General features: G+C 66.1%; 21 protein-coding genes and 1 tRNA gene. 13 read left to right on the top strand and 9 right to left on the bottom strand.

From position 1 onward, the window contains the following. Positions 1 to 54: 54 nt before the first annotated feature. From ftsA to LZD57_RS02495, 3 genes are read right to left on the bottom strand one after another with little or no spacing between them, the layout of a single operon-like run. Positions 55 to 1,383: a cell division protein FtsA gene (ftsA, locus tag LZD57_RS02485; protein WP_233717546.1), complete on the bottom strand. Its 1,329-nt coding sequence runs from the start codon at positions 1,381 to 1,383 to the stop codon at positions 55 to 57. Then, a complete protein-coding gene (locus tag LZD57_RS02490) occupies positions 1,380 to 2,288 on the bottom strand; it encodes a cell division protein FtsQ/DivIB (RefSeq protein ID WP_233717547.1) in 909 nt (302 codons plus the stop codon). The genes ftsA and LZD57_RS02490 overlap by 4 nt, the downstream gene beginning before the upstream one ends. Then, complete coding sequence (locus tag LZD57_RS02495; protein ID WP_233717548.1) at positions 2,276 to 3,199, bottom strand: D-alanine--D-alanine ligase; 924 nt, start codon at positions 3,197 to 3,199, stop codon at positions 2,276 to 2,278. Before LZD57_RS02495 ends, LZD57_RS02490 begins: the two co-directional genes overlap by 13 nt. A 299-nt stretch (positions 3,200 to 3,498) precedes the next feature. Between LZD57_RS02495 and LZD57_RS02500 the strand changes: the two genes are divergently transcribed. The 11 genes from LZD57_RS02500 to LZD57_RS02550 all read left to right on the top strand — a co-directional run bounded on the left by LZD57_RS02500 (position 3,499) and on the right by LZD57_RS02550 (position 11,957). Beyond that, positions 3,499 to 3,572: transfer RNA gene (locus LZD57_RS02500), tRNA-Cys, on the top strand. Positions 3,573 to 3,896: 324 nt separating this feature from the next. Further along, the gene (gene purC, locus LZD57_RS02505) at positions 3,897 to 4,661 is read left to right on the top strand and encodes a phosphoribosylaminoimidazolesuccinocarboxamide synthase (RefSeq protein ID WP_233717549.1); all 765 of its coding nucleotides are present in this window, start codon (positions 3,897 to 3,899) and stop codon (positions 4,659 to 4,661) included. 109 nt (positions 4,662 to 4,770) lie between these two features. Further along, the gene (gene purS, locus LZD57_RS02510) at positions 4,771 to 5,019 is read left to right on the top strand and encodes a phosphoribosylformylglycinamidine synthase subunit PurS (RefSeq protein WP_233717550.1); all 249 of its coding nucleotides are present in this window, start codon (positions 4,771 to 4,773) and stop codon (positions 5,017 to 5,019) included. A gap of 14 nt (positions 5,020 to 5,033) precedes the next feature. Then, complete coding sequence (locus LZD57_RS02515; RefSeq protein WP_233717551.1) at positions 5,034 to 5,291, top strand: hypothetical protein; 258 nt, start codon at positions 5,034 to 5,036, stop codon at positions 5,289 to 5,291. Then, positions 5,288 to 5,968, top strand: a complete 681-nt coding sequence (purQ, locus tag LZD57_RS02520) for a phosphoribosylformylglycinamidine synthase subunit PurQ (protein WP_233717552.1) — start codon at positions 5,288 to 5,290, stop codon at positions 5,966 to 5,968. Before LZD57_RS02515 ends, purQ begins: the two co-directional genes overlap by 4 nt. 9 nt (positions 5,969 to 5,977) lie before the next feature. Further along, positions 5,978 to 6,379, top strand: a complete 402-nt coding sequence (locus tag LZD57_RS02525; RefSeq protein WP_420844726.1) for a hypothetical protein — start codon at positions 5,978 to 5,980, stop codon at positions 6,377 to 6,379. Between the two features lie 7 nt (positions 6,380 to 6,386). Then, on the top strand, positions 6,387 to 6,926 hold the full coding sequence (locus LZD57_RS02530) for a hypothetical protein (RefSeq protein WP_233717554.1): 540 nt from the start codon (positions 6,387 to 6,389) through the stop codon (positions 6,924 to 6,926). Positions 6,927 to 7,034: 108 nt separating this feature from the next. Then, the gene (purL, locus tag LZD57_RS02535) at positions 7,035 to 9,260 is read left to right on the top strand and encodes a phosphoribosylformylglycinamidine synthase subunit PurL (RefSeq protein ID WP_233717555.1); all 2,226 of its coding nucleotides are present in this window, start codon (positions 7,035 to 7,037) and stop codon (positions 9,258 to 9,260) included. A gap of 93 nt (positions 9,261 to 9,353) precedes the next feature. Beyond that, a complete protein-coding gene (locus tag LZD57_RS02540; RefSeq protein ID WP_233717556.1) occupies positions 9,354 to 9,587 on the top strand; it encodes a BolA/IbaG family iron-sulfur metabolism protein in 234 nt (77 codons plus the stop codon). Between the two features lie 342 nt (positions 9,588 to 9,929). Then, the gene (gene grxD / locus LZD57_RS02545; protein ID WP_233717557.1) at positions 9,930 to 10,277 is read left to right on the top strand and encodes a Grx4 family monothiol glutaredoxin; all 348 of its coding nucleotides are present in this window, start codon (positions 9,930 to 9,932) and stop codon (positions 10,275 to 10,277) included. 399 nt (positions 10,278 to 10,676) lie between these two features. Next, positions 10,677 to 11,957, top strand: coding sequence for a multidrug effflux MFS transporter (locus tag LZD57_RS02550; RefSeq protein ID WP_233717558.1), 1,281 nt, complete (start codon positions 10,677 to 10,679; stop codon positions 11,955 to 11,957). A gap of 171 nt (positions 11,958 to 12,128) precedes the next feature. Here the strand turns inward: LZD57_RS02550 and LZD57_RS02555 are convergent, their stop codons facing one another. From LZD57_RS02555 to LZD57_RS02575, 5 genes are all read right to left on the bottom strand, one after another. Then, on the bottom strand, positions 12,129 to 12,956 hold the full coding sequence (locus tag LZD57_RS02555; RefSeq protein ID WP_233717559.1) for an inositol monophosphatase family protein: 828 nt from the start codon (positions 12,954 to 12,956) through the stop codon (positions 12,129 to 12,131). Further along, positions 12,953 to 13,864 carry a tRNA 2-thiocytidine(32) synthetase TtcA gene (ttcA, locus tag LZD57_RS02560; protein WP_233717560.1) on the bottom strand — a complete coding sequence of 304 codons (912 nt, stop codon included), beginning with the start codon at positions 13,862 to 13,864 and terminating at the stop codon, positions 12,953 to 12,955. Before ttcA ends, LZD57_RS02555 begins: the two co-directional genes overlap by 4 nt. Positions 13,865 to 14,252: 388 nt before the next feature. After that, complete coding sequence (locus LZD57_RS02565; protein WP_233717561.1) at positions 14,253 to 14,678, bottom strand: hypothetical protein; 426 nt, start codon at positions 14,676 to 14,678, stop codon at positions 14,253 to 14,255. 71 nt (positions 14,679 to 14,749) lie between these two features. Further along, positions 14,750 to 15,367: a 30S ribosomal protein S4 gene (rpsD, locus tag LZD57_RS02570; protein ID WP_233717562.1), complete on the bottom strand. Its 618-nt coding sequence runs from the start codon at positions 15,365 to 15,367 to the stop codon at positions 14,750 to 14,752. A gap of 232 nt (positions 15,368 to 15,599) precedes the next feature. Further along, positions 15,600 to 15,758 (bottom strand): YqaE/Pmp3 family membrane protein, encoded by a 159-nt coding sequence (locus tag LZD57_RS02575; protein ID WP_233717563.1) that lies wholly within the window; start codon positions 15,756 to 15,758, stop codon positions 15,600 to 15,602. Positions 15,759 to 15,927: 169 nt separating this feature from the next. Between LZD57_RS02575 and LZD57_RS02580 the strand changes: the two genes are divergently transcribed. Further along, positions 15,928 to 16,443, top strand: coding sequence for a hypothetical protein (locus tag LZD57_RS02580; protein WP_233717564.1), 516 nt, complete (start codon positions 15,928 to 15,930; stop codon positions 16,441 to 16,443). A 23-nt stretch (positions 16,444 to 16,466) separates the two neighbouring features. Here the strand turns inward: LZD57_RS02580 and thrS are convergent, their stop codons facing one another. Beyond that, positions 16,467 to 18,488 (bottom strand): threonine--tRNA ligase, encoded by a 2,022-nt coding sequence (gene thrS / locus LZD57_RS02585; RefSeq protein ID WP_233717565.1) that lies wholly within the window; start codon positions 18,486 to 18,488, stop codon positions 16,467 to 16,469. Positions 18,489 to 18,685: 197 nt separating this feature from the next. On the opposite strand from thrS, the gene LZD57_RS02590 reads away from it, so the two are divergent. Next, positions 18,686 to 18,934 (top strand): NUDIX hydrolase, encoded by a 249-nt coding sequence (locus tag LZD57_RS02590; RefSeq protein ID WP_233717566.1) that lies wholly within the window; start codon positions 18,686 to 18,688, stop codon positions 18,932 to 18,934. Positions 18,935 to 19,005 lie beyond the last annotated feature (71 nt).

Here is a 19,005-nt window from a genome sequence, read left to right on the forward strand (position 1 = left end):
GCGCGCGGCGCGCACCGTTTTGTCCTTATCGGCACGGCCCTCGCCGTGCCCGCCTCAAAGCGCCCTTCGCAGCCAGGAGCCGATCCGGCCTCCCTCCATGGCCTTTTCCACGGCCTGGAGGGCGATCGATCGCTCCGCGACGTATTCGCGGTGGGCAACCTGCGGATAGATCAAGAGGCCGACCGCGGTCGAAAATCCCGGCCCCTTGCTCGATGGATTGAGTCCCGTAACACCCAGCGGTCGCCCGAGCCTGACGTTGCGCTGCAGAACGATGCGCGCCGTCTCGGCGAGGCCGGCGAGCTGGCTGGCACCGCCGGTCAGGACGACGCGCTTGCCGATGACGTGGCCGAGGCCGGAGGCATTCAGCCGGTCCCGCACGAGTTCGAGCGTCTCTTCGGCCCGCGGGCGGATGATCTTCGTCAGGAGCGAGCGCTTGACGACGATCGGATGGGCGTCGCCGCTCTCGCCGAGCGGGGTGACGGTGATCGGCTCGCCGCTGTCGTCGAGGAGTTCGGCCATGGTCGAGCCGTGCATCACCTTGATGCGTTCGGCGTCCGCCGGGCTGATCGACAGGCCGCGGGCGAGATCCATGGTGATGTTCGACCCGCCGATCGCGATCTGATCGGCATAAACGAAGCGGCCGTTCTGGAAGATGGCGATGGTGGTGGCGCCCGAGCCCATGTCGATGCAGGCCGAGCCCATCGCGGCCTCGTCCTCGACCATGGTGGCCAGGGCGCTGGCATAGGGCGTCGCGACGAAGGCCTCGACGACGAGCTGCGCCCGATTGATCGCGGCTTCGAGATTGCGCAGCGGCGCGATTTCCGCCGACAGGAGGTGGAGGCTGGAGGACAGCCGCTCGCCGGTCATGCCGACGGGATTGTCCAGCCCCGCGTCGTCGTCGAGCTGAAGATCGTAGACGGTGGAGTGCAGGGCCACGCGGCCCTCGTCGAGCGGCACCCGGGCGGCCCTGGCGGTGACGCGGGACAGATCGGCCGCGGAGACCTCGCCGACGACTTCGGTGTCGGCGCGGCGGCGCTGGCTCTTCAGCCGGCCCGCGGTGAGCGAGACGATGAGCGATTCGACGGTCAGCCCGGCCATGCGCTCGGCGGCGTCGACGCACTGGCGGATCGCCATCTCGGCTGCCGCGATGTCGACGACGGCACCGGCCTTGATGCCGCGCGAGCGATGATGGCCGACGCCGAGAACCTCGATCGTGTGCGAGCGATCGGGAAGCATCTCGCCGGCGATCCGCGGGCGCAGCCGGGCGATCAGGCAGGAGATCTTTTCCGAGCCGACGTCGAGGACCGAGATCACGCGGGAGCGCCGCGGCGACAACGCCTTGATCCTGGGAACGTCGGATTTGCCGAAACCGAACACACTCATACCGGCTTGTCCTTGCCAAGACGCTTGATCAGCTTCGCGCGCTCTTCCAGGCGCTGCTTGCGCCGGGACAGAGAATCTTCCGTCAGCCGGACCACGACGCGATCGGAAAGCCGCATGTCGACCATTGCGATGTCGCGCTCGAGCAGCGTGTTTTCCCTGTCCATACGCACGACCTGCGCCACGGCCTCCAAGGGTTTGTCTTCCGGCAGCCGGATGACGACACCGTTCTTCAACTCGATGTCCCAGCGGCGGCTGCCCACGCGAACATAGGCCCGCACCCTTGCGCGAAACTCGGGAAAGCCCTCCATCTCGTCGACGATGCCGGCGGCGGCCCCCGCCGCGCCGTCGCCGACGACCACCGGCAGTGCGTCGAAGCGGCCCGGCACGTAGGGGACGATCTTCTTGCCTTCGCGATTGACGACGTAGAACGACTTGTCGGTCTGCCAGATCGCATAGGGGCGATGCTCGTCGAGATCGATCGTCACGCGGTCCGGGAAGATCTTCGAGACCGACGCGCGGTCGATCCACGGCATCGCTTCGAGGGTCTCGCGCGCCTCGGTCGGATCGAGCGACAGGAGGGTCTGCGACCCGGTCTGCCAGAGCGCCTGCAGGACGTCGATCTCCGAGGTCTCGCTGTTGCCGTGGACGGATACCTTGTCGATCGAGAAGCCGAGCGGCTGGCCGATGCCGTCCAGCACCGCGCCGGTGTGCCCGCCGACGGTGATGCCGCAGACCACCGCTCCGCCGACGACGGCGAAGGCGACGGCGCCGAAGCTCGGCAGCCGCAGGTTCGAGGCGGTCGCGACGAAGCCGGCGAGACGGCGCGTCATGCGGCTGGCAAACAGCGGCGTGCGGGCGCCGCTCCAGCCGGCCTGCGGATCGATCCTGGCGTTCAGCGGGCGCATGAGGCGTCCTCCACCATCCAGCCGATGAGATCCTCGAAGCTGTGTCCGGCGGCCCGCGCAATGTCGGGAACGAGGGAGGTCGGCGTCATGCCCGGCTGGGTGTTGACCTCCAGCCAGATCAGTTCGCCGCCCTCGCCGAAGCGGTCGTCGTAGCGGAAATCGGAGCGGCTGACGCCCCGGCACCCCATCGCCTTGTGGGCGGCGAGCGAATGTTCCTGGACGCGTCGCGCCACCTTCTTGGGGATATCCGCCGGCACGACGTGGCGCGAGCCACCCGGCGCATATTTGGAATCGTAGTCGTAGAAGGCGTGGCCCTCGGGCACGATCTCGCAGACGTCGAGGGCGACGTCGCCCATCACCGCGCAGGTGAGTTCGCGGCCGGCGACGTAGCGCTCGACCATCACCGTGTCGCCATAGGGCCAGTCGCTCGAATAGAGTTCCTGAGGCGGCTTCGAGCGATCCTCGCGCACGATCAGGACGCCGAAGCTCGACCCTTCGGCGACGGGCTTGATGACGTAGGGCGGCGTCATGACGTGGGCCGGCGCCGCGTCGAGCCGGTGCAGCACCTTCGCCTCGGCCACCGGGACGCCGGCCGCCTTGGCGACGATCTTGGCGCGCTCCTTGTGCATCGCGAGCGCCGAGGCGAGCACGCCGGAATGGGTGTAGGGAAGCCGGAGATATTCGAGGATGCCCTGGATCGTGCCGTCCTCGCCGAACGGGCCGTGCAACGCGTTGAAGGCGACGTCCGGCGCGATCTCGGCAAGCCGCTGGGCGACGTCGCGGCCGACGTCGAGGCGCGTGACGCGATGGCCGATCGCCTCGATCGCGTCGGCGCAGGCCTTCCCCGAAGAGAGGCTGACCGGCCGCTCCGACGAGAATCCGCCCATCAACACCGCCACATGCTTCGCCATGAGATCCGTCACCCGAAATTAACGAAGGGTTTGATTCAATCTTTCGCAGATCGATGGTTAAGCGTCGGTTAACCGACTGTGGCGAAAGCAAGAAATTTGAAAGGGTCTGGCTGGCGGGCCGGTCGTGTCGGGCATCGTCGCCTCGCAATCGGGGCTCTCGTCGCCATTTCGTCCTGCAGAACGCCCTGCCCCGCGACGACGTCGCGGGCCGGCTCCGCACACGCGACGTCTTTTCGCCGGGCGCGTCGGATTCGCCCCTTGCGAAACGGCAGGCGTGTCAGTAGGTAGAGCGCCGGTGAGGCCTCGTGGCGGAGTGGTTACGCAGAGGACTGCAAATCCTTGCACGCCGGTTCGATTCCGGCCGAGGCCTCCAATCGCCTTCGCATTCGTATCACGACAGGGCGAGCGGTTCGACGACGACCCGTCCATCTGCAGGCCTCGAAGGCCGAACGAAGATCGGCCGACCGATGACGGCAGCCAGGGTGTCGGCGTGACATGCGATGGCGGATCCGGGGGCCGGTTGCGGAAAAGCGCCGAAGCCCGAGGCTGGCAATCGGTGGACGAACCACCACATCCCTCTTCGCAACGGCCCGGCCGATTGTGATACAGGACCTTTTGGTCTATTGAGCCGCTCGATATGTGCACGTTCTCAGGCGATTCCCGCCGGACGAAGCCTTACTACGATAGAGTACTTCTGATGACACGTCGCCGCCGAATCTACGAAGGCAAGGGCAAGATCCTCTACGAAGGCCCCGAACCCGGAACCCTCGTTCAGTTCTTCAAGGACGATGCGACCGCCTTCAACAAGAAGAAGCACGAGATCGTCGACGGCAAGGGCGTCCTCAACAACCGGATCTCGGAATACGTCTTCACCCACCTGAACAAGATGGGCATCCCGACGCACTTCATCCGCCGGCTCAACATGCGCGAGCAGCTGATCAAGGAAGTCGAGATCATTCCGCTCGAGGTGGTGGTGCGCAACGTCGCCGCCGGCTCGCTGGCCAAGCGCCTCGGCATCGAGGAAGGCACGGTGCTGCCGCGCTCGATCATCGAGTTCTACTACAAGGCGGACGCGCTCGACGATCCGCTGGTCTCGGAAGAACACATCACCGCCTTCGGCTGGGCGAGCCCGCAGGAGATCGACGACATCATGGCCCTGGCGATCAGGGTCAACGACTTCCTCTCCGGCCTCTTTCTCGGCGTCGGCATCCAGCTCGTCGACTTCAAGATCGAAACCGGCCGGCTGTTCGAGGGCGACATGATGCGCATCGTCGTCGCCGACGAGATCTCGCCGGACAGTTGCCGGCTCTGGGACGTCCAGACCAACGACAAGCTCGACAAGGACCGCTTCCGCCGCGACATGGGCGGGCTGGTCGAGGCCTATCAGGAAGTCGCGCGCCGGCTCGGCATCATGAACGAGAACGAGCCGCCCCGCCCCTCCGGGCCGGTGTTGGTCAAGTGAAGCGGCGAAGGCCCGTGAAACAGCCGGCACCGGCTTTGAGACTAGTCTATTCCAGAGATCGCCAGACCCGTCTGTCTCAACGGCCGACGCAGCCCCGCGCAGAGGACACATGATCAAGGCCCGCATCATCGTCACGCTGAAGACCGGCGTCCTCGATCCGCAGGGCAAGGCGATCGAAGCCGCCCTCGGCAATCTCGGCATCGACGGCGTCGGCCAGGTCCGCCAGGGCAAGGTCTTCGACGTCGAACTCGCCGGCGAGGATGCCGCGAGCGCCAAGACGAAGCTCGACGCCATGTGCGGGCAGCTGCTCGCCAACACGGTGATCGAGAACTATGCTGTGGAGATCGACCACGGGTAGCAGGAGCCGGTGTGATGGCCGAGGTGACGAACGACTTGATCTACGAAGTCCTGAAGAAAATTCAGGCGGATGTATCCGAACTTCGGCACGGCCAGCAGGGCATTCGACAAGAGCTGATATCGATGCGCGGTCACATGCTCTCGATGCAGAACGATATTCACAACATCTATCTGAGGTTCGACCGGCACGACGAGCGGCTGGAGCGCATCGAGCGCCGGCTGGAGCTACGAGAGATGGCCGAGCCGCACACACCCTTCGAGCACGATCGATGAAAACCGCCGTCGTCCTTCTCCCCGGCCTCAACCGCGACCGCGACATGATCGCGGCGCTGACGACGATCACCGGCAAGGCGCCTCTGACCGTCTGGCAGACGGAGACCGCTTTGCCCGACGTCGACCTCGTCGTCGTGCCGGGCGGGTTTTCCTTCGGCGACTATCTGAGGGCCGGCGCCATCGCCGCCCGCTCGCCGGTGATGCGGGCCGTCGCCGAGGCGGCGGCGAAGGGCGTACCGGTGCTCGGCGTCTGCAACGGCTTCCAGATCCTCTGCGAGGCGGGGCTCCTGCCCGGCGCCCTGATGCGCAACGCGGCGCTCCGCTTCGTCTGCCGCGAAGTGAAGCTCGAAGTGACCAATGCGCGGACGCGGTTTTCGACGGCCTATCGGCAGGGCCAGATCATCCGCTGTCCGGTTGCCCACCACGACGGCAACTATTTCGCCGACGAGGCGACGCTGAAGGGTCTTCAGGACAACGACCGGATCGTCTTCCGTTATGCCGAAGGCACCAATCCGAACGGCGCGATCAACGACATCGCGGGGATCGTCAACGCGGCCGGCAACGTCCTCGGGATGATGCCGCATCCGGAAAACCTGATCGAGCCGGAGCATGGCGGCACCGACGGACGGGGCATCTTCGAGAGCGCTCTCGGCGCCTCGCAGAGCGTCGCGGCCTGAGTGGCGCCAGTGCACGGACGGGCCCCGCTCGCGATCGTCGCGTCCCTGTCGCTCGCGGCACTCGCCGCCTGTGCCGCGGGACCGTCGGCACCGGCCGGAAAGACGGCGGACACCGGCCTCGACCGGATGGAGCGTCTGACCCTCAACGCCAATCGCTGCTGGTTCAAGTCGAAGGATCCGGCCTTCGCGCGCTATTCGCTGGCGCCGGAACTTTCCTCCTTCTCCGGTCGGCCGCGCTTCCTGCTTGTGCCGAAGGGCCAGCCGGAAGCCCGCCCGCTCCTCGTCGTCGAGGGCCAGTCCGGCTCGGCGCGGATCGACACTTACGGCCCGCTGACCGGCGAGACCCTCGGCAGGCGCGTCGACGCCGATCTGACGCGCTGGGCCGCCGGCGACGACGGTTGCGCGGCCTGACGATCCGATGACTGACCGCCTGTCGCTCGGCCTCGCGCTCCCGGTAATGCTCGCACTGGTCGCCTGCGCGAGGGGCGGCGCTTCCGATCCGCTGTCTTCGGTGTCGATCCCTCAGATTCAGACTGCGAGCGCTGCTCAAATTTCTGCCGGAAGCGACGGAACCGTCGCGGACATAGCGCCAGCCGGGTCGTCCTCCGAGGCGAGCGCCATCGCGCAACTCGAGACGGCCGGCATCATGACCGGCGGCGGAACACCCACGGCGGGGGAAATCGCCTATGCCAATGCCAATGCGGCCGGTCTGTTTCGGCGCCGTAAGTTCGAGCGGGCGACCACATTCCTGCCGGCCGGCGCAGTCGACGGCTACGGATTGTGCCTGCGCGCGCCGGCCCGCAAGGGCAGTGGCTACGACTACGTGCTGGTTCTCCAGGCCCGGCGGGGCACCGGCGAAGCGGTCAGTCAGGTCGACGACGACACGCTGGTGATGCGCCGGACCGCCGATGTGGCGCCTTGCCGGACGGGATCGCTTGCCTGGGTCGCGGTGCGCTGACGGATCTGCGATCACGCCTCCGCCGTCATGCCCGTCGCGGCCTTTTTCCCGGGTCGCTTGAATGCTAACAGGTCTCCGACCGCCCAAACCATCGCCGGAACCGCAGCCATGACCGCAGAGACCGAGATCACCCCCGAGCTGGTGGCAGCCCATGGCATCAAATCCGAGGAATACCAGCGGGTGCTGGGTCTCATCGGCCGCGAGCCGACCCTGACGGAACTTGGCATCTTCTCGGCCATGTGGAACGAGCACTGTTCCTACAAGTCGTCGAAGCGCTGGCTGCGCACGCTGCCGACCAAGGGCGAGCGGGTGATCCAGGGGCCGGGCGAAAACGCCGGCGTCGTCGACATCGGCGACGGGCTCTGCGTGGTCTTCAAGATGGAGAGCCACAACCACCCCTCCTACATCGAGCCCTATCAGGGTGCGGCGACGGGCGTCGGCGGCATCCTGCGCGACGTCTTCACCATGGGCGCGCGGCCGATCGCGGCGATGAACGCGTTGCGTTTCGGCGCCCCGGATCATCCGAAAACACGGCATCTGGTCGCCGGCGTGGTCTCCGGCGTCGGTGGCTACGGCAATTCCTTCGGCGTGCCCACCGTCGGCGGCGAGGTGAACTTCCACGCCCGCTACAACGGCAACTGCCTCGTCAACGCGTTTGCCGCCGGGCTCGCGAGGACCGACGCGATTTTCTATTCCGAGGCCAAGGGCGTCGGCCTGCCCGTCGTCTATCTCGGCGCCAAGACCGGCCGCGACGGCGTCGGCGGCGCCACCATGGCGTCGGCCGAATTCGACGAGACGATCGAGGAGAAGCGCCCGACCGTGCAGGTCGGCGACCCCTTCACCGAAAAATGCCTCCTCGAAGCCTGCCTCGAACTGATGCAGACCGGCGCCGTCATCGCCATCCAGGACATGGGCGCGGCGGGCCTGACCTGCTCGGCGGTCGAGATGGGCGCCAAGGGCGATCTCGGCATCGAACTCGATCTCGGCGCCGTTCCGGTGCGCGAAGCGAAGATGACCGCCTATGAGATGATGCTGTCGGAAAGCCAGGAGCGCATGCTCATGGTGCTGGATCCCGGCAAGCGCGACGTGGCCGAGGCGATCTTCGTCAAATGGGGGCTCGACTTCGCGATCGTCGGCAAGACCACCGACGACAAACGGTTCCGGGTGCTCTTCGAGGGCCGGGAGGTGGCGAACCTGCCGATCAAGGAACTCGGAGACGAGGCGCCGGAATACGACCGGCCCTGGGTCGAGCCGAAGCCGCGGCCGGTGCTCGCCGCCGCAGACGTTCCTTCTCCGCGGGATTGCGGCGCGGCGCTGTTGTCGCTGCTCGCCTCGCCGGATCTCTGCTCGCGCCGCTGGGTGTTCGAGCAGTACGACACGATCATCCAGGGCAACTCGCTCCAGCGCCCGGGCGGCGACGCCGGCGTCGTGCGCGTCGACGGCCATCCGTCCAAGGCGCTCGCCTTCACCTCCGACGTGACGCCGCGTTATTGCGAGGCCGATCCCTTCCGGGGCGGCGCCCAGGCCGTCGCCGAATGCTGGCGCAACCTGACGGCGGTCGGCGCCGAGCCGCTCGCCGCCACCGACAACCTGAATTTCGGCAATCCGGAAAAGCCCGAGCTGATGGGCCAGTTCGTCAAAGCCGTCGAGGGCATCGGCGCCGCCTGCACCGCCCTCTCCTTCCCGATCGTCTCCGGCAACGTCTCGCTCTACAACGAGACCCACGGCCAGGCGATCCTGCCGACGCCGACCATCGGCGGGGTCGGGCTGATCGAGGATCGCGCCAGGACCGCCCGGGTCGATTCGCTGCGCGATGGCGACGTGCTCTTCCTCGTCGGCCGCGACGGCACCCATCTCGGCGCCTCGGCCTATCTCGCCACCATCGAGGGCCGCGAAGAGGGCGCACCGCCGCCGGTCGACCTCGAGGAGGAAAAGCGTCACGGCGACTTCGTCCGCGGTTTCATCCGCGACGGCGCGATCCGCACCTGCCACGACCTGTCCGACGGCGGCCTCGCCGTCGCCATCGCCGAGATCTGCATGGCCTCGCGCCTCGGTGCGACGGTCGAGGCCGGCGAAGGCGCGGACCACGCGATCCTCTTCGGCGAGGACCAGGGGCGCTACGTGGTGGCCCTGTCCGAGGCCGAGGTCGGCCGCTTCGAAAGCGCGGCGGCGGAGGCAGGCGTGCCGATCAGGCGTCTCGGCGCGGCGGGCGGCGAGCGCTTGTCGATCGCGGGCCGCCTGGACCTGACCGTCCGCGCCATGACCGTCGCCCACGAAAGCTGGTTCCCGAGCTACATGTCGGGCACCGTGCTGGAGCCGTCGGCCGCAGCGTGAGCCCGGCGCTCGGCGTCGGGGCCGGATTGCGAGGCGGCCGGGCGATCACTATCATCCGACGAAACCACCGACCGCCAGCGCCGGAGATGCGAAATGCCGATGAATGCCCGCGACATCGAGAAGATGATCAAGAAGGAGATCCCGGACGCCGTCGTCTCGATTCGCGATCTCGCCGGAGACGGCGACCATTACGCCGCCGAGATCGTCTCCGAGAGCTTCCGCGGCAAGTCCCGCGTCCAGCAGCACCAGATGGTCTACAAGGCCCTGCGCGGCAACATGGGCGGCGAACTCCACGCGCTTGCGCTGCAGACGAGCGCACCTAAATAGCGGTGACGAACGGTCGGGCGCGCTGGCGAGCCACAGACGCCGACGCAAGGGGCCAGACGCGAGGCGCGCCACACGGGGCACCGACACGGGGAATGGCGCGAGCGCCGCGCGGGATGATTTCGAGAAGCTCGTTCGGCCAGACGGAGCCGACGGGTTCCCAAGGGCGCAGGTCCCGTGAAGGCTGCCTTGTCCCGGTCGCGACACGACAACGCCTTCGACGCGCCGGGCGCCTTGGCGAACCTGGATTGAGATGAGAGTTTCGCGGCGTCTCGAACGCCCCGACCACATGATTGGAAGACGGATCCGGCCAGCCGGCGTCCCCACCCTCTGAAGGAGTTTCACATGAGCGGCATCAACGAGTGGATCGACAACGAAGTGAAGTCGAACGACGTCGTCGTCTTCATGAAGGGCACGCCGTCCTTCCCGCAATGCGGTTTCTCGGGCCAGGTCGTCCAGATCCTCGACTATCTCGGCGTCGCCTACAAAGGCGTCAACGTCCTCACCTCGGACGAGCTGCGCCAGGGCATCAAGAGCTATTCCGAATGGCCGACGATCCCGCAGCTCTACGTCAAGGGCGAATTCGTCGGCGGCTGCGACATCATCCGCGAGATGTTCCAGGCTGGCGAGCTGAAGGGCTTCTTCGCCGAGAACGGCATTGCGACCAGCGAGCCCGCTGCGGCCAACGGCTGACGCGCCGGCGATGCGGAACGGCGCCTGCGGAGCCGTCCCGCCTCGGTCGAAATCGGCGGGGCGAAGTATCGCGGCGATAAACCCGGGCGGCGCTGTCTGGGCGGCTCGCTCGACCGATGGCATCCATGCCTGCGACGCGAGGCGTTGCCGACCGCTCCCGCAGCCGATGGCGAGTGGGCTCGGCCTTTGGTGAACGGAGCGTATCTCGGCCATGCGCCGCCGGCGGATGGTCAATGCGCGTCCGCATGCTATGTCTCCCGCAGCAAACCCTCGCAATTCCGTCCGAGATCGCTCCAGCATCTCTGTTCAGGATGCCCTGCAATCACTTGCGCCGTGCCGTCTCGTCGCTTCCGACGATGACGGCGACGGCGTTTGCTGCTTCGAAACGCTGAGGTCCGCATGGCTCCGCCTGCACGCAATATCGATACCCACGGGGTGCCCTACCGGGAACTCGTCTTGATGGTCGCCTGCCTGATGGCGATGAACGCCGCTGCGATCGACATCTTCATTCCTGCCCTCCAGGACATCGGCAAGGCGCTCGACGTCGGCGACGCCAACCAGCGCCAGTTCGTCATCACCGCCTATCTGCTCGGCTTCGGCCTCGGGCAGATCGCCTATGGGCCGCTCAGCGACCGCTTCGGGCGGCGGCCGCTCTTGCTCTTCGGCATTGCCGTCTACGTCGCCGCAGCGGGCATCGCGACGTTCTCTTCCAGCTTCACCATGCTGCTCACCATGCGCCTGATCCAGGGCCTGGGTGCCGCCGCGACACGGGTGATCGCCGTTTCCGTGGTGCGCGACTGCTTCGGCGGACGGCAGATGGCGAGCGTCATGTCGCTGGTGATGATGGTGTTCATGGCCATTCCCGTCCTCGCGCCGAACATCGGCCAGGGCATCATGCTGTTCGGCTCGTGGCGGGAGATCTTCGTGGTGGTCGCGCTGTTCGGCGCCGGCGTCGGCATCTGGTCGTCGCTGCGGCTGCCGGAAACGCTGGCGCCCGAAAACCGCCGCGAACTGACCGGCAAACGCGTCGCCGAGGCCTTCCGGATCGTCCTGACCAATCGCGTCGCCTTCGGCTACACCATCGCCACGGCGATGATCTTCGGCGTCCTGTTCGGCTTCATCAATCAGGCCGAACAGATCTATACCGGCGCCTACGGCCTCGGCCCGTATTTCACCCTGGTCTTTTCCGCCACGGCGATCTTCATGGCGCTCGCCTCCTTCGCCAATTCGCGGCTGGTGGAGCGGTTCGGCATGCGGCGGCTCTCCCACGGCGCGCTGATCGTCTTCATGGCGACCGCCGCCCTTCACCTCGTCGTCGCCTGGCTCTGCGGGGGTGCGGCTCCGCTGTGGTTCTTCATCCCGGTGATGACCTTCAATTTCTGCATCTTCGGCTTCATCGGAACGAACTTCAACGCTCTCGCCATGGACCCGCTCGGCCATGTCGCCGGCACGGCGTCGTCGGTGCTGGGCTTCATGCAGACCTTCGGCGGCGGTCTCGTGGGCGCCTTCCTCGGCTATCTCTACGACGGGACGCTCGTCCCGCTGCTCATCGGTTTCATCGTTCTGTCGGGCTTGTCGACCCTCTGCGTCTTCCTTGCCGAGGGCCGGCTGTTCGACGCCAAATACGACGACTCCACCGGGCCGCACGCCACGCCTGCCGAGGCCCGAGCCGCCGAGTGAACCGACGAGATCGCGAGACGACGTGGAAATGGCCGGCAATCGCCGGCCATTTGCTTTCCTGCGCCCGGCAAATGAAAACGGTCTTTCGGGCGCGCGACGCGCGTAGCGGGCATCACGCGCACTGTTGGGCGCACCCTCGAAGCGCGACGCCCGCCGGCATGGAGCCGGGTCTCAAGCCCCGGGAAACAGGCCCTCGCGCGCCGCATGCCAGCTCTCTTCGCTGCCGGCGGCGATCAGCGTGCCCTGCCGGTCCCGCGGCGTGTAGGGCGTGCCGTCGATCTTGGCGACATGACCGCCCGCCTCGGTGGCGATGAGGACGCCCGGCAGATGGTCCCAGGGCATCAGCTTCGAATAGACCGCGAACTGCGACCCGCCGGAGGCGAGCAGGCGATATTCGTGCCCGGCACAGCGGAGATTGGCACTGACCTTCACGTCACCCAACCGCGGCAGGACGGCCTTCTTCAGCTCCGCCGGGAAGTAGGTGTAGCTGACGCAGCCGACCGCCTCGGACAGAGGCACGTGCGCGGCCGTCGCGAGCGGAAACGTCTCGCCCGTGGCGAGCCGGCGCTGCGCGCCCGCGCCCTTCTCGGCGAGCATGCAGTCGTCGCCGAGCGGGTCGTAGATGAGACCAGCAACCGTCTCGCCGCGGCTGACGACGGCCATCATCACGGCGAACAGAGGAACGCCGGCGGCAAAATTCGCCGTGCCGTCGATCGGATCGACGACGACGGCGAGGTCGGCCTCGTCGAGCCGGGCGAGCAGCGAGGCGTCCGCGGCGACGGACTCTTCGCCGACGAACAGGGCGTCCGGCAGAAGACTCCGGCATTCGCGGGCGATGAACCGCTCGGCCGCCTCGTCGGCCTCGGTCACGAGATCGGTGGCGGAGGTCTTCTCGCGGATGTCGCCGTCGGAGAGATTGCGGAAGCGCGGCATGATCTCGGCCTTGGCGGCCTCGCGCAGGAGATCGGCGAGGCGGGCGACGTCGATGGTGGCGGTCAAGCGTCTGGTCCTTGTTTGAGCGACAGTCCGGCGAAGTCGAAGAGGCTCGCATCGACGAGATGGCCCGGCCGGACGTTCGCGAGCGCGCGCGTCATGACGGTCTTGCGGCCGGGATAGCGGGCCTCGATCTCGTCGAGCATCGTCTTGGTGAGATTGCGCTGCAGGCCGTCCTGGCTGCCGCAGAGATCGCAGGGAATGATCGGGAAGCGCATGGCCGCGGCGAAGCGCTCCAGATCGCTCTCGGCCGACTGGATCAGCGGCCTGAGGACGAAGAGGTCGCCTTCGTCGTTGACGAGCTTGGCCGGCATCGCCGACAGCCGACCGCCATGCAGGAGGTTCATGAAGAAGGTTTCGAGGCAGTCGTCGCGGTGATGGCCGAGGACGAGCGCCTCGCAGCCCTCTTCGCGGGCGATCCGGTAGAGATGGCCGCGCCTGAGACGCGAGCAGAGCGAGCAATAGGTGGCGCCTTCCGGCACCTTGTCGGTGACGACGGAATAGGTGTCGCGATATTCGATCCGGTGGGCGATGCCGTTGGCGCTCAGCCACTCCGGCAGGACGTGTTTGGGAAAGTTCGGCTGACCCTGGTCGAGATTGCAGGCGAGAAGATCGACCGGCAGCAGGCCGCGCCATTTGAGATCGTGGAGCAGCGCGAGCAGCGCGTAGGAATCCTTGCCGCCGGAGATCGCGACGAGCCAGCGGGCGCCCGGTCGCACCATGGCGAAGCGCTCGAGCGTTTCGCGCATTTCTCGCAGCAGACGCTTGCGCAGCTTCTTGAAGCCCACCGTCGACGGCACGTCGCGAAACAGCGGATGGGCCCCCGCGCCGGTGTCGTCGGCGTCGTTTCCGAGAGCCGCACCGTCGATTGCTGGCTTGTCGAAATGCGTCTTCGCCTCTTCTGCCTCAAGCATGGATCACCTCGCAAGTTGCGAGGCCGGTTTAGAGGGCCGGGCAGGAAAACGGAAGAGCGCGCGGCGCGGACACTGTGCCCGCCCTTCCATTCTTTCGATGTGCCCCAAGCTCTAGCGGGCCGCCGTGGAGGCGGACTTCACTTGTCATGCGAGCGGGCTGCAAAAGCCACACACAGCGCGCCTGACGGCAGATGCGAGAACAGGACATCTGTAAAGCTGCGCCACATGACCCGTTCCTTCACGGGTCTTCCGCCGGTGCAGTGAGTCTATACCATGACTTTTGCCATGACAGCGACGTTGAGTCGGGTGGATGGACTAGTTTCGGCCTGAGCAAAAATGCGACGTTCCGAAACCGGTGTCGCGCTGGATTGTTCGGCAGTTGGATGCACTACAGGCACGGGTTCCAAACCGGCTTTCGCGGTACCGACAATATGTCGTCCAAGCCCGACTGAAACTTTGCGGCGCCGAAATTTAGAATAAGTATCTCAAGAAATCCACCCTCCGCCGACATGAGCACATTGCACTGTGTGGGGGGAGAGTTACGAGCCTGCCGCTCGGTGAATCCTGCGGCCTGCTGCCGTGTCCAGCCATTCGCGACCTCGAACTCTTCCAGGCGCCGCAGCGACTTGGCGAGGTTGCGAATCTCCGTCTTCTTTTCCGGGACACATCGTTGAGCAAGAGCCCAGGCGGTGGCCACAAGCGAGTGGACGCATAGGATCGCCCCTTTGCCCGAGCCGTCGATCTCCAAGGATCGCTCCTCGGCGGTAGCGGAGATCGTACCGAGACACAGGACCAAAATCAGCGCCAGTCGCATCGAATCAGAGCTCCAAAAAGAAAGGCCGCACCTGCAGGCGCGGCCTTTCTCGATGTAGAGCAGAATGAATATCAGCGCGAGTAGAACTCGACCACCAGGTTCGGCTCCATCTGGACGGCGTAAGGCACGTCGTGGAGGCCCGGAACGCGGAGATAGGTCGCGACCATCTTGTGGTGGTCGACCTCGATGTAGTCCGGCACGTCGCGCTCGGCGAGCTGCGTCGCCTCGATGACGGCGACGTTCTGCTTGGACTTTTCGCGAACCTCGATCACGTCGCCCGGCTTGCAGACGTAGGACTGGATGTTCGTGCGAACGCCGTTGACGTTGACGTGGCCGTGATTGACGAACTGGCGCGCGGCGAAGACCGTCGGGACGAACTTCGCCCGGTAGACGATGGCGTCGAGCCGGCTCTCGAGCAGGCCGATCAGGTTCTCCGAGGTGTCGCCCTTCTTGCGGGCCGCCTCGGCGTAGATCTTGTGGAACTGCTTCTCGCGGATGTCGCCGTAATAGCCCTTCAGCTTCTGCTTGGCGCGAAGCTGCACGCCGAAGTCGCTGACCTTGCCCTTGCGGCGCTGGCCGTGCTGGCCCGGGCCGTACTGACGGCGATTCACCGGGGACTTCGGGCGTCCCCAGATGTTTTCGCCCATGCGGCGATCGATCTTGTATTTCGACGATGTGCGCTTGGTCATCGCATTTCCTTTTGGCAAAACATGTAGGCCCGCGGATCGCCCACGGGCCGGCAAGGAAACGCGCCCTCCTCTGCCCCGAAGGGCCGACAGAACCGCATGGGCACAAACCGACGCAGCTCACGGGACACGTTGAAAACCGGCCGGAGCGGTGCTCCAGCCGGTTGGCGGGGTTGTTAGGCGGATGTCGTGGAGATGTCAACAGCGCCGCGGATAGTCGCGCCGCCGGAGCCGCTCAGTATTTCGCGATCACCCACACCGCGTGAACGATGCCGGGGATATAGCCGAAGATCGTCAGCAGGATGTTGATCCAGAAATGCTTGCCGAGGCCGACCTGCAGGAAGACACCGAGCGGCGGCAGGAGAATGGCGAGGATGATGCGGACGATATCCATGGACAGGCCTCCGTTGGAAGATTTGTGACCTTAACGTGGTGATGTGACGCCCGTTCCGCCTTCTCGCCCGTAAGGAAGGCCCCGCTTTCGCCATTTCCGGCATGCACTGTCCGCATGAGGCGAAAAGCGCCCGACCCTACCGCTCAGCCAGACGAGGAGAGCGTCTCCCGTGCCTTTCACCACCGCCCTCATTCGCTGCGTCACCCTCGTCGGGGCGCTCGCCGTCGTTCCGTCGAGCGAGGCGGCGACGGACTATCTCTCCCGATTCGACGGCTCATGGCGGGGCGGCGGCAGCGTCACCGTCAGGCAGTTGCCATCCCCGGTCGACGTCTCCTGCAACGTCGCGGGAGACCGGCGCGGGGCGCGCTCCTTCTCGCTCGGCGGAACCTGCCGCGCCATGCTTTTGATGAAGCGCCAGATCGGCGCGAACATCGCCTACGATCCGAGCTCGAGGCGCTATACGGGGACCTATACCGGCTCGACCAGCGGCCCGGCGCGGCTCGCCGGACGGCTGAAGGGCGACACGCTCGATCTCAGGGTCACCTGGGCGAAGAAGATCTACGACGACGACTATGCCCGCATGCTGATCCGGAACACCGGCCGGGGCGCCTTCACCATGCAGGTGGTCGAGAAGATCGGCGGCCGAAACGTCGTCGTCTCTGACCTGACGTTCCGGGGCCGCTGAGCGCGGCCCCGATCGATCGTCGTCTAAGCGGCGCTTCGGCCGGGGGCGACGGCGCGATCGGCCGCCTGACGCTTCAGGTCCGGCGGCACCGCCTCCTCGGAGAGCAGCAGCAGCGCCTCGTCGAGCGAAAGCGACCTCTGATCCTTCGAGCCGAGCCGGCGCATGTTGACCGTCCGCTCTTCGGCTTCCCGACGTCCGCAGACCAGCATGACGGGCACCTTCGCCAGCGAGTGCTCGCGGACCTTGTAGTTGATCTTCTCGTTGCGAAGATCGACGCTCGCCCTCAGCCCCGCCGCCTTCAGCGCCGCGACCACCTCCATGGCGTAGTCGTCGGCCTCCGAGGTGATGGTGGCGACGACGACCTGCTCGGGCGCGAACCACAGCGGCATGTGGCCGGCGAAGTTCTCGATCAGGATGCCGAGGAAACGCTCCATCGAGCCGCAGATCGCCCGGTGGATCATCACCGGCTGCCGCTTCTCGGAGTTTTGATCGATGTAGAAGGCGCCGAAGCGCTCCGGCAGGTTGAAGTCGACCTGGGTCGTGCCGCACTGCCATTCGCGGCCAATGGCGTCCCTCAGGGTATATTCGAACTTCGGGCCGTAGAAGGCGCCTTCGCCGGGCAGGATGCCGGTCTTGATCTTGCCGCCGGAGCTTTCGGCGATCTCGTCCAGAACCTTGGTCATGATCGCCTCGGCGCGGTCCCAGCTCTCGTCCGAGCCGACGCGCTTTTCCGGGCGGGTCGACAGCTTGACCACGACTTCCTCGAAGCCGAAATCCTCGTAGACCGACAGGATCAGGTCGTTGATGCGCAGGCACTCGGCCGCCATCTGCTCCTCGGTGCAGAAGACGTGGGCGTCGTCCTGGGTGAAGCCGCGCACGCGCATCAGGCCGTGCAGCGCGCCGGACGGTTCGTAGCGATGGACGTTGCCGAATTCGGCAAGCCGGATCGGCAGTTCGCGGTAGGACTTCAGGCCGTGCTTGAAGATCTGGACGTGGCCCGGGCAGTTCATCGGCTTGATCGCGAAGACCCGGTGATCGGCCTCCTCGTCGTCGGGATGGGTGAAGGCGCGGGCCGACTTCACCGCGAACATGTTTTCCTGATACCAGCCCCAGTGGCCGGAGGTCTCCCACAGCGACTTGTCGAGGATCTGCGGGGCGTTCACCTCCTCATAGACGCCGTCGAGCCGCCGGCGCATGTAGGCGACGAGGGTCTGGAACATCTTCCAGCCCTTGCCGTGCCAGAAGACGACGCCCGGCCCCTCCTCCTGGAAATGGAAGAGATCCATTTCGCGGCCGAGCCGGCGATGGTCGCGCTTTTCGGCTTCCTCCAGCATGTGGAGGTAGGTCGCGAGCTGCTCCTTGGTCGCCCAGGCGGTGCCGTAGATGCGGCTGAGCATCGCATTGTTCGAGTCGCCGCGCCAATAGGCGCCCGCGACCTTCATCAGCTTGAAATTCTCGCCGATGTGGCCGGTCGAGACCATGTGCGGCCCGCGGCAGAGATCGAACCACTCGCCCTGGGAATAGATCTTGAGATCCTGCCCCTCGGGGATCGCGTCGACCAGCTCGACCTTGTAGTTTTCGCCCTTGTCGCGAAAGACCTGCTTGGCCTTTTCGCGCGACCAGACGTCCTTGCTGAACGGCGCATTGCGGCGGATGATCTCGGCCATCTTCTTCTCGATGACCGGCAGGTCCTCGGGCGTGAAGGGCTCGTTCTTGGCGAAGTCGTAGTAAAAGCCGTTTTCGATCACCGGGCCGATGGTCACCTGGGTGCCGGGCCACAGCTCCTGCACGGCTTCCGCCATCACATGGGCCGCGTCGTGACGGATGAGTTCCAGCGCCCGCGGATCGTCGCGGGTGAGAATTTCGAGCGCGCCGGAGCGGCCGACCGGATCGGCGAGATCGCGCACTTCGCCGTTCAGGGCGTAGGCCACGGCCTTCTTGGCCAGCGACTTGGAAATGCCGGCGGCGATCTCCGCGCCGCTGATCGCAGCGTCGAAGGAGCGTTCGGAACCATCGGGGAAAGAAAGGGAAACGGCCTCGGCCATCGTCATGTCTCCTGAAAGTCCAGTCCCGCCTACGAGCGCGGGTGGCTGTTTAAAATCGGCGGCACGGCCAGCCTGTGGTCGCCTCGGCCCTCATGGGCGCAGAGCCGCGATGAAGAGAACGGCATGGCGTTCTTCCCGGCGCGGCAGCGACCGTCCTATAATCGGCGCGAACCGTCCTCTCAAGTAGGAAGCCGACGATGGCGTCGCCAGCCAGTGGCCGCGGCAGCCGATGGATCCCGCCGAAGCGCATCCGGCCGATCGCCATCGGCCTGTGCGTCGAGGACCGTCACGTCCTCCTGATGGAAGTGCTCGACGCCGAGGGCAGGCTCGTCGGTCACCGGCCGCCGGGTGGCGGCATCGAGTTCATGGAAAGCGCGGAAGCGGCGGTGACGCGGGAGTTAGAGCGTCCTTTGTGCGTCCAATCGGACGCACAAAGGACGCTCTAAGCCATTGAATCTACGGATCGTGCTTTCCGAAAATCGATTCCGATTTTCGGGCCGATCCTGTAAAGGAAGAA

It is taken from the genome of Jiella avicenniae (assembly GCF_021390325.1).
Classification (GTDB): domain Bacteria; phylum Pseudomonadota; class Alphaproteobacteria; order Rhizobiales; family Rhizobiaceae; genus Jiella; species Jiella avicenniae.